The organism is Dyella sp. (genome assembly GCF_036746095.1).
Lineage (GTDB): Bacteria > Pseudomonadota > Gammaproteobacteria > Xanthomonadales > Rhodanobacteraceae > Dyella_B.
The window spans coordinates 77,391-92,720 of the sequence record NZ_DAIOEU010000008.1 but is presented as its reverse complement, the minus strand read 5'-3'; the positions used below and the strand labels follow the sequence as shown (position 1 = coordinate 92,720).

Annotated in this window: 10 protein-coding genes; 6 read left to right on the top strand and 4 right to left on the bottom strand. The window is 61.6% G+C overall.

Annotation, left to right across the window (positions count from 1 at the left end; genetic code table 11):
• Window positions 1-15: 15 nt before the first annotated feature.
• The 3 genes from agaR to V7M64_RS05890 all read right to left on the bottom strand — a co-directional run bounded on the left by agaR (window position 16) and on the right by V7M64_RS05890 (window position 3,169).
• Window positions 16-822, bottom strand: coding sequence for a transcriptional repressor AgaR (agaR, locus tag V7M64_RS05900; protein WP_333677734.1), 807 nt, complete (start codon window positions 820-822; stop codon window positions 16-18).
• Window positions 819-2,114, bottom strand: coding sequence for an amidohydrolase family protein (locus tag V7M64_RS05895; protein WP_333677733.1), 1,296 nt, complete (start codon window positions 2,112-2,114; stop codon window positions 819-821). Before V7M64_RS05895 ends, agaR begins: the two co-directional genes overlap by 4 nt.
• A gap of 137 nt (window positions 2,115-2,251) precedes the next feature.
• Window positions 2,252-3,169, bottom strand: coding sequence for a fructose-bisphosphate aldolase (locus V7M64_RS05890; RefSeq protein WP_333677732.1), 918 nt, complete (start codon window positions 3,167-3,169; stop codon window positions 2,252-2,254).
• A 92-nt stretch (window positions 3,170-3,261) separates the two neighbouring features.
• Between V7M64_RS05890 and V7M64_RS05885 the strand changes: the two genes are divergently transcribed.
• The 6 genes from V7M64_RS05885 to V7M64_RS05860 all read left to right on the top strand — a co-directional run bounded on the left by V7M64_RS05885 (window position 3,262) and on the right by V7M64_RS05860 (window position 13,880).
• On the top strand, window positions 3,262-4,419 hold the full coding sequence (locus V7M64_RS05885; RefSeq protein ID WP_333677731.1) for a tagatose-6-phosphate ketose isomerase: 1,158 nt from the start codon (window positions 3,262-3,264) through the stop codon (window positions 4,417-4,419).
• Window positions 4,416-5,348 carry a carbohydrate kinase family protein gene (locus tag V7M64_RS05880; protein ID WP_333677730.1) on the top strand — a complete coding sequence of 311 codons (933 nt, stop codon included), beginning with the start codon at window positions 4,416-4,418 and terminating at the stop codon, window positions 5,346-5,348. Before V7M64_RS05885 ends, V7M64_RS05880 begins: the two co-directional genes overlap by 4 nt.
• A complete protein-coding gene (locus tag V7M64_RS05875) occupies window positions 5,345-6,271 on the top strand; it encodes a 1-phosphofructokinase family hexose kinase (RefSeq protein ID WP_333677728.1) in 927 nt (308 codons plus the stop codon). The genes V7M64_RS05880 and V7M64_RS05875 overlap by 4 nt, the downstream gene beginning before the upstream one ends.
• 639 nt (window positions 6,272-6,910) lie before the next feature.
• Entirely contained in the window at window positions 6,911-9,742 is a 2,832-nt protein-coding gene (locus V7M64_RS05870) for a TonB-dependent receptor (protein WP_333677727.1), read from the top strand.
• Window positions 9,743-9,906: 164 nt separating this feature from the next.
• Window positions 9,907-11,910, top strand: coding sequence for an enterotoxin (locus tag V7M64_RS05865; protein WP_333677726.1), 2,004 nt, complete (start codon window positions 9,907-9,909; stop codon window positions 11,908-11,910).
• A 98-nt stretch (window positions 11,911-12,008) separates the two neighbouring features.
• Window positions 12,009-13,880: a beta-galactosidase gene (locus V7M64_RS05860; protein ID WP_333677724.1), complete on the top strand. Its 1,872-nt coding sequence runs from the start codon at window positions 12,009-12,011 to the stop codon at window positions 13,878-13,880.
• A 102-nt stretch (window positions 13,881-13,982) separates the two neighbouring features.
• On the opposite strand, the gene V7M64_RS05855 is transcribed toward V7M64_RS05860, so the two are convergent.
• Window positions 13,983-15,323, bottom strand: a complete 1,341-nt coding sequence (locus V7M64_RS05855; RefSeq protein WP_333677723.1) for a carbohydrate porin — start codon at window positions 15,321-15,323, stop codon at window positions 13,983-13,985.
• Window positions 15,324-15,330: the final 7 nt, after the last annotated feature.

Below are 15,330 nucleotides of genomic sequence, written 5' to 3'. Positions count from 1 at the left end.
TGTGGTGTAAGGCGGTTACACCAGCATCACGCCAACACCCGCACTGCGCAGCGCCTCAATCATTTCCTCCTGCGCACTTTCATCGGTAATCACCGTATTCAACGTCGACACCGGCGTAATCACCGAAAGGCTGCGCTGCCCCAGCTTGCTCGCGTCGAACACCGCGATGGTTTCGCGGGAGACGCGGATCATCAGCGCATTGAGCGAGGCTTCCAACGGATCGGGCGTGGTGACGCCGACGGTGGGATCGATACCGTCCACGCCCAGAAACAGCTTGTCGGCGGAGATGCGCGACAGCGCCTGTTCCGCATCCGGCCCCACCAGTGAATAAGCAGTAGGGCGCAGCAAACCACCGAGCATCATCACGCGGATGTTGGGCAGGCCGGAGAGCTCCAGCGCGATGTTGAGTGCATTGGTCACCACCGTCAGCGACTCGAATTTCATCTGCCGGATCTGCCGCGCGATTTCCGCGGTGGTGGAGCCGGAATCGAGGATGATGGTGTCGCCGTCATGGATGAGCTTGGCGGCTGCCTGACCGATGCGCAATTTTTGCGCATGCGAGCGTGTTTCCTTGATGTTCAAGGGCACGTCGTTGGTGAAGGTCTGGGTGGCGGGCAGGGCACCGCCGTGCGAGCGGGCGATGGCGCCGACGCGGGCGAGGGATTCCAGGTCGTTGCGGATGGTGACGGTGGAGGTGCCGAAGCGGGTGGCGAGTTCCTCCACCGTGGCGCGTCCGTTGGCTTCGATGTATTCGACGATCAGGCGTCGGCGCTCTTCGACAAGCAGGCGTTGCGTGGGGGCGGCGGCGCGGGGTTCACTCATGAGGGGGCGAGCTTTAGCAGTCTGGCGGCGTTGTCATGGTATATCTTGCGCAGCACGCTGTCTTTCAGGCCCAGCCCGTAGATCGACCAGCGGCCTTGCGGGGGCACCTCGGCGGGGGCGTAGTCGAAGTATTCGTCCTCGGTTTCGAGAAAGCGGTAATAGATGTCGTAGAGCTCGTCGCAGAACAGCTGCTGCGGTACGTCGTCGCCGTAGGGCGAGGGCACGGCGTCGGTGCCGAACAGGATGCGGTCCTGGTATTTGTCGAAAAAGCGCTGCGCCGTGCGCGGCTGGCGGCCGAGTTCGCCGATGCGCGCGCTGATGTCGACCAGGGTGTTGGGGAAGCGGTCCAGGCAATCGGCCACCGCTTGAAGGTTTTCCGCCCAGTTGCCCACGTGCATCAATGCGAAGGTGGTCTTCGGGTGGCGGGCAATCACGCGGTCGCGCGCGGCGAGCAGTGCTTCGTTGCTGGGGAATTCCGGGCCGTAGAACGACCAGTCCGGGTGCTTGCTGAGTTCTTCGTAGCGCTCGTTGTGCTCGTCGGTCGGCAGGAAAAATGCTTCCGGATCGGAAACGTGCATGAATACCGGCATGTCGTAGGCGGCGCAGGCTTCCCACATCGGATCGAAGCGGCGATCGTCCACCGCGACGAGCGGGCCGCTGTCCAGCTGTTCGCGCAGGTACAGCCCCAGCGTTTTCAGCAGCTTCAAGCCGCGTGCGCCGATATGGTGCGCGTGCGCGATGGCATCGGCTTGAAACTGCGAATAGTTCGCGTGCGGAAAGTATTCGAATGACGGCTCGGTGAGTGTGATGAAGCGCCCCGGCGCGGCTTGATCGAACAGCGCGATGCTTTGCTCCAGGCCTTTGCCGACACCGCCAGTGAGATTGACCAGGGTGCGGATGCCTTTGCGATCCATCACCGGCAGCAGGTCTTCCGGCTGGGCGAACACGGTGATGTCTTCACCGACCGACACGCCGCTGCGCACGTGCGTGGACCAGGTGAGATGGGTGTGTGCGTCGATTACCGGGAAGGGTGGTTTTTCGATGCGCGTTTTCGGCACGCGCAACATGCTGCGCGGTTTGAAGTCTTTGAGGCGAAGGTCGTTCTTGCTGCACTCGGGTGCGGTTTGCAGCGGGTTTTTGCCGCTGGCTTGAAGGGTGCCGGCGCCGCGGGGTGGGGCACAGCAGAAGCAACCGGCGCGGGTTTGGGCGCGGAAGTACCAGGGTCGCGAGGCTGATTTTTGCTGGCGGTTTGGCATGGCTGACGAGTTGTCCAGATGCTCGGGGTAATACACACCGTCATTCCGGCGCAGGCCGGAATCCAGTTAAATACACCGTGCGCAGCACTCATCATTTTTCATGTCGTGTGCTACGCACGTCCTATTTGTACTGGATTCCGGCCTGCGCCGGAATGGCGGGCAAAGAACGCGCGTCAGCGCGGGTATTTCGCCATGATCTGATGCACCTGCCGCACCAGCGCAAGCGCCTGATCGAGCGGACGCAGCCACATATTGCGACCAAACATCACACCCGTCGCGCCGGCGGCCATGTAGAACTCCACCTTGCGCAGCACGGCGGCATCGTCGTCGTTCTTTTCGCCACCGGAGAACAACACCATGGTGCGGCCGGCCGAGCGCACCACGCGTTGCGTGCGGGTGGGGGCATCTTCCTGCAACGTGTCGTACGGCTTGGGCGTGTTGGCGGTGCTGTCATCGGGCTCATGCAATTTCACGATGTCCGCACCCAGCTCCAGCGCAACCCGTGCAGCGTAATCCTGCGCATACAGGCTGCCCTTGCCGCCCTTGGCATCGATCGCCGTGCCGCGCGGATACGACCACAGCACCAGTGGCATGCCGAAGCGTTCGCAATCCTGGCGCACTTTTTCGAACTGGCGAAACTCGTCGTGCTGGCGCGGCGAGCCGACGTACATGGTGTAGCCCACCGCATCCGCACCCAGGCGTACCGCGTCTTCCACCGAGGCGAACAGCGGCGAGGTGGCTTCCGCATCGCTGGGGATGTTGGTTTTGCCATTGAGCTTGAGAATCAGCGGAATTTGCCCGCACCAGTCGCCCAGGTACTTTTCCGCCAGGCCCACGCCCAGCGCGATCGCGGAGAAATTACCCTCCACCGCAAGGCGGAACTGATACTCCGGGTCGATCGCCGGAGGATTGGGAAAGAAATCCGTAGGTCCGTGTTCCAGCCCCTGGTCCAGCGGCAGCACTAATAAGCTGCCATTGCGGGGGCCATGGCCGTACATCAGCCGCCATAGGCGCGTGCGCTTGCCGTGGGAAAGAGCAAGCCTGGAAAATTTTTCGGAAGCTTTCGAAAGCTCTTGTAAGTGATCTTTCATTTCGAATACTCTTGAGTCGTCATCGAATGATTTCACATTCGGGCAAATCGGACAAAATGTCAAGTCTTCATAAGAAAACGAAAGAAAACGACATGCTGGCGGCCTTGCTGGAAAAGCCTGCCGAGGCCCAGCATGCCGCCGGCTATGCCAATACCCTGCGCGAGATCCTGCAACAGCCCGCCACCTGGCAGCACACCTTTCAGCGTGTGCATGACGCGGCGGCGCAAGCGCCGCTGGGCAAAGCCCTCGATCCGCGCCCGGCGCAGCTCGTGCTGACCGGCTCGGGCAGCTCCATCTATATCGGCGAATGCCTGGCGCCCCTGCTGCAAGCGGCGCTCGGCATGCCGGTGCAGGCGATCGCGGCGGGCACCTTGCTCACCCATTGGCGCAGCGTACTGCCGCCAGGGCCGGGCTTGCTGATCTCGATGGCACGTTCCGGCGACAGCCCGGAAAGTGCCGCGGTAGTGGATACCTTGCTGGCCGACGCGCCTGCGTGGCGGCATCTGGTGATCACCTGCAACGCCGAAGGCAGGCTGGCCACGCAATACCGCGAGGAGCCGCGCGTGAGCGCGCTGGTGCTGGACGAGCGCACCAACGACCGCAGCCTGGTAATGACCAGCAGCTTCACCAACCTGGTGCTGGGTGGCCTCGGCTTGCTGCGCGATGCCTTGCATGCCGAGGCCATCGAACAAGCTGCCGCGAATGCGCAGCGCATCGTCGATACGCATGTGGACGCGATCGCCGCGCTGGCCGCACGCGACCTGCACGCGGCCGTCTATCTCGGCAGTGGTGCGGCGTTCGGCGCCGCGCGCGAAGGTGCCTTGAAGATGCTGGAGATGACGGGTGGCAAGGTGGTCACGATGGCGGAAACCTTCCTCGGCCTGCGCCATGGGCCGATGTCGTTCGTGCATCCGCACACGCTGGTAGTCGCGATGCTGTCGGCCGATCCCACTGTGCGCCATTACGAATGCGATGTGCTGCGCGAGCTGTCGCGCAAGCAACTCGGCATGGCGAAACTGGTGGTGGGCGATGATATTCCGGCGGACTTGCTTTGCGCCGGCGACGTGGCGATCACGACCTCCGCCAGCGCGTCGAACCCGGATGTGCCGCCCTTGCTGGCGGGCGTGGTGGTGGCGCAACTGCTGGCTTTCTTCCGCTGCCTTGAACTGGGCGGCAAGCCGGATACGCCTTCCGAAGGCGTGCTGACGCGCGTCGTCGAAGACTTCGCGCTGCACGGAGCCGCGCCATGAGCACGCCGGCGCGCATCCTGGCGATCGGCGAGATCAACGTCGACTTCGTGTTCAAGGGCTGCCACGCCTTTCCCGCAGCGGGGCAGGAGGTGCTGGCGGAAGATTTCCTGATGACGCCGGGCAGTTCGTCGATGATCTGCGCGATGGGCCTGGCGCGCCTGGGCAATGCCGTGATGTTTCACGGCCTGCTGGGTGCGGATGCCTCCGGTGCGTTCTGCATGCAGGCCTTGCGCGATGCCGGCATCGACGTGTCGACGCTGAGCCCCGATCCTGCCTTGCGCACCGGCGTGACGGCATCGCTCTCTACCCGGCAGGATCGCGCGCTGGTGACCTACCCGGGGGCGATGTCGGAACTGCGCGCGGATGAAATCGTCGACGCGTGGCTGCAAAGTGCCGGCCATCTGCACATCTCCTCGTATTACCTGCAGAAAGGCTTGCGCGCGGATTGCCGCGAATTGTTCGCGCGTGCAAAGCGGGCCGGACTCAGCACTTCGCTGGATCCGGGTTTCGATCCGGCCCAGCAATGGGGCGCGGACCTGCTTGAGACCTTGAACGAGGTCGACCTCTTCCTGCCCAACGAAAAAGAATTGCTGGCCATTACCGGCTGCAGCGATTTGCACGCAGCCTTGCGCTTCGTGCAGAACGGGCGCACGCGCACCGTGGTCAAGCGCGGGCGGCTAGGTTGCACCAGCCTGCAAGGCGCGCAATGGCTGGACGTGCCGGCGTATGCCATCGATGCCGTCGATACCACCGGCGCCGGCGATTCCTTCGATGCCGGCTTTCTGCATGCATGGCTGCGCGAGATGCCATGGCTCGATTGCATGCGTTGGGGCAGCGCGTGCGGCAGCCTGTCCACGCGCGGCATCGGCGGCACCACGCGGCAAGCCACGGCGGATGAAGCGCAAAGGCTGATAAGGACCACGCCATGATCACCGTCGCCGGCTTCAATACCGCGATCGATCGCTTCATCCAGATCGACGCCTTGACGCCCGGCGAAGTGCACCGCATGCGTGCGGAAAAAATCTATCCTGGCGGCAAGGGAGTGCATGTGGCGCAGACCATCGCGGCGCTGGGCGAGCGCGTGCGGCTGGTCGGACCGGTCGACGATGCCTACGAGTCGTTTATTGCGCGCCAGTTGAGTGCGCGCGGTGTGTTGTTCCGTGGCGTGGAAATCGAAGGACATCTGCGTCAATGCTTCGCCCTGCAGGAAACAAGCGGCAGCATGACCGAAGTGCTGGGGCAAGGGCCGCAGCTCAGCCAGCTCGAGCAGGACGACCTGCTGCGCGAATTCGGCCGCAGCGCGGAGAAGAGCGATCTGGTGATTCTCTCCGGCAGCCTGCCGCGCGGCTTCGCCGATGATCTCTACGCCGGCCTGGTCGACTTTGCGCACGATCTCGGCAAGCCTTGCCTGGTTGACGCATCGGGCGAGGTGTTGCGCCAGGCCGTGGCCGCAAAACCCTTTTTGGTGAAGCCCAATCGTGACGAAATCAGCGCGCTAGTCGGTCATCCGGTAGTCGACGTCGAAGCTGCGCAGCTGGCAGTGACTGCACTGCGCGAGCGCGGCATCGCGATGCCGGTGGTGACGCTGGGCGAACTCGGTGCCATCGCCGCGGACGATACCGGCGTGTGGCACGCACAGCTTGCATCAAAGCCATTACGCAATGCGGTGGGTTCAGGCGATTGCTTTCTTGCCGGCATGGCGGTGGCGATCAAGCGCGAGCTGCCGCTGGAGCAGGCGCTGCGCTTGGCGGTGGCTTGTGGCGTGGCGAATGCGGAATCGGAAGAGACCGGGTATGCGGAGCGCGGCAGGGTGGATGCGCTGGTGCCTGGCGTGACAGTGCGCCGGCTTTAGCGGGTGCATAAGGAGGTTCGTGATGATGTTTTATATCGAACTTCAATCTGCCGAATCTTGCTCCCTCCCCTGTGCACAGGGGAGGGTTGGGGTGGGGTTGCATAGGCTTGCTGCAATGCCAGCCAACGCCTCATCGTCATTCCGGCGCAGGCCGGAATCAGGTTCAAACATGCGTCCGAAGGACACGTCATTTTTTATGCCGAATGCTCCGCACGGCGTATTCAAGCTGGATTCCGGCCTGCGCCGGAATGACGAGATCAAGCATTTCGCAAGATGGAATAACTTCACCTGCGCCCTCCCTTGCACGAGGGGAGGGAGTGATTTCCAGCAAGACAGGAGCTTTCAGCATCCACAACAAGTCCGCCGCGCAAGGGGATCTTTCGCTCGGACATGACACGCGCACGCACGGACCCGCTCCGTGCCATGCCGCAAAACAACACGGGAGGGTAGTTCCAGATGTTTGCGAAAAACACGGGATGCCGCGAAGCGACGCGCGGCACAACGGCCCCGGCTTGCCGCAAAAAAGCCTTGGCCTTGCAAATAACGATGGTGCTGGCGGGTTTGTCTCTGGCTGGATATGCCAGCGCACAAACTACCTCCAGTCATAATGATGCCGACCAGGCAACGACCAGGAAGCCGGTGAGTTTGCAGGCCGTCACGGTGACGGGTTCCAACATCCCCAGCGTGGACGTGGCAGACGCGCAACCGGTGGTGACGATCAGTGCGGCAGACATTCAGAAACAAGGCTTCGCCACCGTCGGCCAGTTATTGCAGAACGTTTCTTCCATGTCACCACCGGATCTGAGCCGCAGCGCGCCGGGCGATCTGGGCCCGAACCAGGGCGGCGCCTTTATCGACCTGCGTGGCCTGGGTGCAATGCGCACGCTGGTGCTGGTGGATGGTCAGCGTATTGGTGCCGCGCATGGCGGCTATACCAATATCAACGTGATTCCCACGGCCATCGTCGATCACATCGATGTGCTCGCCACCGGTGCTTCGGCGGTGTACGGGTCGGACGCGATTGCCGGCGTGGTGAACATCATTACCAAGAAAAACTTCAACGGCGTGCAGCTCGATACCTATAACGGCGAGTACGTGCCGCACGGCGACGGCCGCCAGACGCAGAGCAGCGTCACGCTCGGCAAGAGCACCGACAAATTCGGCGTCGTGCTCAGTCTGTCGTATCAAAACCAAAGCCCGGTTTGGGCGGATGATCGGCCGTTCTCGGCGTACCCGTATACCGCGCGGCATCCGTATTACGGGTTGAGTTCTTACGACACGCAACCGCAAATCCGCAATGCGCCGGCTTCGTTCGCCGGTGGCGGCAGGTTGGTGCTCAACCCTGGCGGCAATCCGATGAATCCTGCCGATTACCACAGCTATGTCGGCCCCACCTATGGAGCTGATGGCGATATCGTCAACCCCGGCGACCAGACCTACAACAACAACAACGCTCGCCGCACGATGGTGCTGACGGCCGACCGCACCAAGAACCTGTATCTGGACGCGCACTACAAGGTCACCGACAACATCACCTTCAAGTTCAACTACGGCTACAACGCCGACTACGAGTACGCCAAGTCCGGTGTGCCGCTGTTCTATTCCGGCATAGGCGGGCACGGCGCCTTTCCTTCGCTGCTGTCCCAATACAGCTATTACAACCCGGTGTATGGCGTGAAGGATCTCAGCATCGCCCAGCGCATCGCCGACGACAGCTATCGCAGCTACAACGATCCCAAGAATTACCGATACAGCTTTGGCGTGGATGGTGTGTTCAGTCTCGGCACGCACGATTTCAATTGGGACGTCTACATGTATGACAGCAAGATCAGCGGCGTGAACGTGCGCACGGGGTATTTCAACCTGGTCAATGTCGCCAACGGCCTGGGGCCGTCGTTCCTGCAGGACGGCACGGTGGTGTGCGGTACGCCGGCGCACGTGATTGCCGGTTGCGTGCCGATGAATCCGCTGGCGCCACTGACGCCGCAGATGCTCAACTACATCGCGATCGATAGCGTCGAGCATTACGGCAGCAACGAACGCGCATGGGTGGCCGACTTCGGCGGCAATCTGTTCGCGCTGCCGGGCGGCGACCTGACGTTCTCCACCGGTGTGCAGCATCGTGACGAATCCGGTTACGACAGCCCCGATGCGTTTGCCTATACGGGCGCATCCACCGATGGTGGCGTGGCGCCGAACAGCGGTGCCTACAACCTCAACGAGGCGTATGCGGAAATCAACGCGCCACTGCTGAAAGACTTGCCCGGCGCGCAAAGCCTGAGCCTGGACGTCGCCACGCGCTATTCGCGCTACAGCAACTTCGGCAGCACCACCAACAGCTCGTTCAAGCTGACCTGGAAGCCGATCAATGACGTGCTGTTGCGTGCCAGCTATGGCACGGGTTTCCGCGCGCCGACCGTCAACGATCTTTACCAGGGGCGCTATCCGGCCGGCACGTTCACCGATCCTTGCGATGCGGTGTACGGCTCTTCCGCGTACGGTCAAAGTCCGGTGGTGGCGCAGCGCTGCCTGACCGGCTTCGGTGGTATTCCAGGCGTGGCGGCGGATTTCCGCCAAACCGACAACACCGGTGTTCCCATCAACACACCGAGCGGCTCCGGCTACATGCCGAGTACCAACTGGACCGGCGGCAACCCGAAGCTGCGGCCGGAAACCTCGTACAACGGCGACATCGGCCTGGTCTACAGCCCGTCGTGGCTGCCCGGCTTCGATGCCACCGTCGACTGGTGGGCATACAACATCCGCAACCTGATCACCGGCATCAGCAATGACCAACTCTTGGCCGATTGCTACCAGTACAGCATCACCTCCGCCTGCGGCCAGTTCCAGCGCGATCCGGCTACAGGGCAGATCATCGACCTGCTGAACCTGGAAACGAACGCGGGCTGGATGAAAGAGCGCGGCTACGATTTCTCGGCCAATTACCGCTTCCCGCAGACGCGCTTCGGCGACTTCAAGCTGGGTATGAACGGCACCTATCTTACCGAGTTCAACATGCTGCCGACGGTGGGTTCCAACGTCGTCTACATGGCTGGCAACACGCAGAACTTCTACAGCGCATGGCGGCTACGCGGCAACGTGACGTTGAGTTGGAGCTGGCACAACTTTGGCGCCAGCTGGACGGCACGCTATTTTTCGCCGTACAAGTCCAATTGTGCATTCGATCCGTCGTTGGGTATCACGGCTTTCCCGTGTACCTTGCCGGACTATTACGCGCCGGGCGTGGGCGTAATGCCGCAGACGCAGGTTCCCTCAGTGACCTTCAACGACGTGCAGGTGTATTGGAACGCGCCGTGGAATGCGACCCTTTCGCTGGGTGCGAACGATATTTTCAATCGCGTGAGTCCGAACGTGTATGGCGGCTATGCGAGCGGGGATACGCCGTTTGATTTCAATTCGTCGTATGACCTGGGGAGGTTTGTGTATATGCGGTATCAGCAGAGGTTTTGAGGTTCGTCATTCCGGCGAACGCCGGAATCCAGTTCAAATACGTTGTGCGCAGCACTCAAAATCTTTATGTCGTGTGCTGCGCACGCCATTCTTTACTGGATTCCGGCCTTCGCCGGAATGACGGTGAGGCATGATTCGAGATCAGCGTAGACATGAGGCATTGCATGTATCGAACCCACTATAAAAAAGCATTGGCCGCGAGCCTGGCGTGCATATGGCTAGGTGCACACGCCAACGACACCGTCGTCCTCAACCCAGGCACACCCGCCTACGCCATCACCCAAGGCCAGGCCAGCTTCGGCAACGCCGCCATCGACGCGCAATGGCAAGTAGCAGACGGCAAGCTCTCCGCCATCACCATCACTGGCCGCGACAATGGACAAGTGCTGAAGGTCGACGAACTGTTCGCCTTGATGCTGCCCAACAAGCAAGCGATCAAGGCCGGCGATATGCAACTGCTGGTCCCGCCATCGGAACAGGTCTTAGCCGCCGATGCAAAAGCTTCCACGCTTGCCGATCGCCAACCTGGCAAGGCCGTCCGCGCCGTGTTCGGTGACGAAGATCATCGTTTCCGCGTGCAATGGTTGCTTATCCAGCGGGAAGGTTCACCTTATCTGCGCGAGCAGATCGTCATCACTGCGCTGAAGCAGGATGAACCGCTGACCGGCGTTTCGCTACTACCTTCCAGCATGGATCACGCCGAAGTGGACGGCGTGGTAAAGGGCTCGCCAGTCGTGGCAGGCAATCTCTACATGGGCCTGGAAAATCCACTCTCCGACAGCGAAGTGCGCGGCAAGCATGTGATGCTGTCGATGGCGCGCAGCCTGCCGTTGCGCAAAGGGCAATCCATCACGTATTCCGCCGTGGTGGGCGCGGTGCGCGATGGCCAGCTGCGCCGCGATTTCGCCACTTATGTGGAACGCGAGCGGGCGCATCCGTATCGGCCGTTCCTGCATTACAACTCCTGGTACGACATCGGTTATTTCACGCCATACACAGAAGCCGAAGCGCTGGATCGTATCAACGCCTTCGGCCAGGAGCTGACGGTGAAGCGCGGCGTGAAGCTCGACTCCTTCCTGTTCGACGATGGCTGGGACGATCGCTCCGGCAGCTGGAACTTCAGCAAGGATTTCCCGCATGGCTTCGTGCCGCTGAAGGAAGCCGCTGCCAGATACGATGCCGCGCCGGGCATGTGGTTGTCGCCATGGGGCGGGTACAGCACGCCGAAAGAGGAACGGGTAAAGAATGGCAAAGCGGCCGGCTATGAAATCGTCAACGATGGCCTGGCGCTATCGGGGCCCAAGTACTACCAGCGCTTCCACGACGTGGTGATGAAGCTGCTCAACGAAGACGGCATCAACCAGTTCAAGTTCGACGGCACCGGCAACGCGAACAGCGTGTTCCCCGGCAGTACGTTCGATAGCGATTTTGCCGCGGCGATCGAGCTGATCAAGGATATCCGCGCCGACAAGCCCGATACCTTCATCAACTTGACCACCGGCACGTGGGCCTCGCCGTTCTGGCTGCGCTATGCCGATTCGATCTGGCGCGGCGGCGAAGACGATTGGCATGCGGGCGTGGGTACCGAGCGCGAGCAGTGGATTACTTATCGCGACCAGCAGACCTACGAGAACATCGTGATCCAGGGGCCGCTGTTTCCGCTCAACTCGCTGATGCTCCACGGCATCATCTATGCGCAGATGAACAAGCGCTTGAATACCGATCCGGGGCATGACTTTGCCAACGAAGTGCATTCCTACTTCGCCACCGGCACGCAGTTGCAGGAGATGTACATCACGCCGTCGTTGCTGGGCAAGGATGACTGGGACATGCTGGCTGCTGCGGCGAAGTGGTCGCGCGCCAATGCCGACGTGCTGCGCGATTCGCACTGGATCGGCGGCGATCCGGGGCGGCTTGATGTGTACGGCTGGGCGGCGTGGTCGCCGGAGAAATCCATCATCACTTTGCGCAATCCGGATGCACGTTCGCAGACGGCGGTGATCGATCTGCAGCGGCAGTTGGAATTGCCTAAAGCTGCGGCACGCCTGTTCCATGTGCGTGATGTGTGGAAGAGTGGTGGCGATGTGCCGGCGCAGTTGGATGCTGATCGTGTGAGCACGGTCACGCTGGCGCCGTTCGAAGTATTGACCCTTGAACTGACGCCTTGAGGTAACCTCCGGCGGTTGTGCCATGTAACCCCATGGCCGTCATTCCCGCTTTCGCGGGAATGACGGCCATGGAGACGGCTGTTCTTTTCGAGGGATTCATGCAACGACGCGACTTTCTTCGATTCGCCGTGCTGACGCCGCTGGCAGCAGCACTTCCGCTGGCCGCGCAGGAAACCACCGCCAAGCCCGCCATCGAACCCACACCCGACGGCAAACCCCATCGCTTCGAACTCAGCCGGCAGCACTTCCTGCTCGATGGCGCGCCGTTCCAGATCCGCAGCGGCGAGATGCATCCCGCGCGCATTCCCAACGATTACTGGCGGCACCGTATCCACATGGCCAAGGCGATGGGCCTCAACACCATCGCGATCTGCCTGATGTGGAACTACTTCGAAAGCGAACCCGGCGTGTGGGACTTCAGCACCGAGAACCGCGATTTCGTGCGTTTCCTCAAGCTGTGCCAGGAGGAGGGCATGTGGGTGTATCTGCGCCCCGGCCCATATGTGTGCGCCGAGTGGGATCTGGGCGGCTTGCCGGCTTACCTGCTGCGCGACCCTTCCATCCGCGTGCGCACCAAGGACGATGCACGCTACATGCAGGCGGTGGAGCGCTACATGGATGCGATAGGGCCGAAGATCGCACCGTTGATGGCAAACAATGGCGGCCCGATTTTGATGGTGCAGATCGAGAACGAATACGCCTCGTTTGGACACAACACGGCGTATCTCTTGCGCTTGCGCACGATGTGGCAGGCGCATGGGATCGACGGCCCGTTCTCGATTGCCGATGGCCTGGGCCAATTGCAGAAGGCCGGCACCTACGTGCCCGGTGCCGCGCTGGGGCTGGATGGCGATACGGATTTCGCCGCTGCGCAGGATATCGCCGGGGATGCACCGGTATGGATGAGCGAAGGCTATCCCGGCTGGCTGACGCACTGGGGTGATTTCACGTTCCAGCACGGCAACTATCTGCCGACGCTGCGCAAGCTGATGGAACAAGGCCGCTCCTTCAACATGTACATGGTGCACGGCGGCACCAATTTCGGCTTCACGGCCGGCGCCAATGTGCGCAATGACTACGCCAATTTCGAGCCGGTGATCACCAGCTACGACTATGGCGCGCCGATCAACGAACGCGGCGATCCCACGCGCGATTACCACGCTTTCCGCAAAACCATCGCCGCGCATTTGCCGCATCCGCCGGCCGAGCTGCCGCCGCCGGTGCCGCTGGCGCATTTCCCCGAGTTGATCGCGCAGCCCTATGCGTCGATCTGGGATAACTTGCCGCTGCCGTCGCGGCTGGTGAAGAAGCCCGATCCGAATGAAATGCTGTTTGCGCAGAACCAGGGCATGGTGGTGTACCGCAAGACGCTGCTCAACGGTGGCATGCTCAACATGGAAGGTTTGCGCGACTACGGCACGATCTTCAGCGACGGCAAATACCTGGATTATGTGTCGCGCGTGAACAAACCTGGCTTGCATGTAAAGAACTACGTCGACATTCCACCGCCGGCGAACGGCGCCGGTACGGTGGTGGATGTTCTTGTCGACAGCTTCGGCCACGTGGGCTATGGCCAGGCGATGTACGACTTCAAAGGCATTGTCGGTGCGGTCACGCTGGATGGCGAGGAGTTGCACGGCTGGCAGGCGCACAGCTTGCCCTTGGACGACACTTACATTGCCGGCTTGCCACCGATGCGTGCGGATTCGCCGTCACGCTTGCGTCCGGGCATGTTCTTCAAGGCGGTCTTTACGCTCGACAAGGTTGGCGATTGCTATATCGACATGAGCGATTGGGACAAAGGCTATGTGTGGATCAATGGCCATTTGCTGGGGCGCTATTGGCGCATCGGGCCGCAGCAGCGATTGTTCTGTCCGGGTCCGTGGCTATGGCGCGGGCGCAATGAAGTGCTGGTGTTCGATATGCACAAGGTTATGCCGACGGCGATCCGGTGCAGCGATCGGTTGTGAGGATAGGTGGCGTACCTTGGATGCGCCAATTCCCCTCACCGTCATTCCGGCCTTCGCCGGAATGACGGTAGGAAGATTTACGTAATGCATTAAACGCGGGCGTCAAAATTGAACGTGCGCCCGCAAACCCGCAAATCGCGCCGGCCCACGATCGCGGTTGTAGCCAGGATTGCGGATGAACTGCAGATCCGGGCTGATGGTGAGGTGATCGACTACCGCGATGCTGTAATACACCTCGGCAATCTGCTCCGGCCCATAACGCAGCCCACCATCGCCGAGCAGAAAACCCTGGCCGCCCAGCTGCAGATACCGGGCATGCTCGCGCGAGATACCGTCGATGGCGATGCCTACGCCAAGCCGGTCATCCGAACGATGCCAATGCGCGCCGGATAACTGAAAGCCGCCACTGAGCAAACGGTCGACCTCGGTGAAGACGAAGGATTCTGCATGGCCATCGTTCCACCCGGCACGCATGAAGAAACCGGTGTCGCCGTTGTCCGCAACCGGCAGCTCGCCGTTGATGCCGAAGCCGAACTTGTGCCGGCCAGGCTTGTCATCGGCATGGATATCGGGCACCTGCCCGGTGAGTTGGGCGATCTCGATGGCTTGTTGGTAAAAGCCAAAGTTGCCCTTGTCGTAATACCCGAGCAAACGCAGCGCCCAGCCATCGGGTTTCGGCTGCAACGTCAATTCAAGCTGCTGTCCGCTCGATGCGCCGAGTGATTTCACCAGCGCCTGTGCATTCGCTTCCACCGGCATGCGATAGATGCCATAGCGCAGCGCCCAGCCCTTCATCATCCAGCCGATCATCACGCCGTCGGTATAGCCGCGCGTATCGGAGGCAAAATCCCAGGCCGTGTTGTTCCACAGCGACCAGTTCATGAACTGCGTGCGCGTGGCGTTGGCGTAGCGGTTCTTGTCGAAGTCGTCGTTGGCGGCCATCAAGCCAATTTTCACTTCGATGTGCTTGACCGCTTCGCGGCCGGGCAACTGATCCTGGCCGCGCTGCACGTCGGTCGTTTCGTCGCCCAAGGGCAGCACCCAGCGTACAAAGTTGCGCGCCACGTAGGGCCGCTTGCCCAGGCTGGACACACCGGAGCGGATGATGTCGCCGTTGGTGAGTCCGCCCATTCCGGTGGCGTTGCTCACGCCTTCGCCTTTGAACATTTCCACGTCCCAGTAGTACTGGAAGTGCCAGGGCAGGGCGATGCCGAAGTAGGCGCCAAAAGTATGTGAGCGCGCCGTGGAGCCGTCTGGTTTCAGGCTGAGCGGGCTCGCGTAGGGCGAGTGCACGCGCGACTGGTTCTGGTCGACGAAGGTGTATTGCGCGCCGAGCCATTGGGGAATGAAGAGCGGGGCATCGCCGGCGTGCGAGCACAGCGGTAACGTTGCCAGTAGCAGGCATGGCAGGAGCTTGCGATGGCGTTTCGGCGTTGTGGTCATGAGTCAG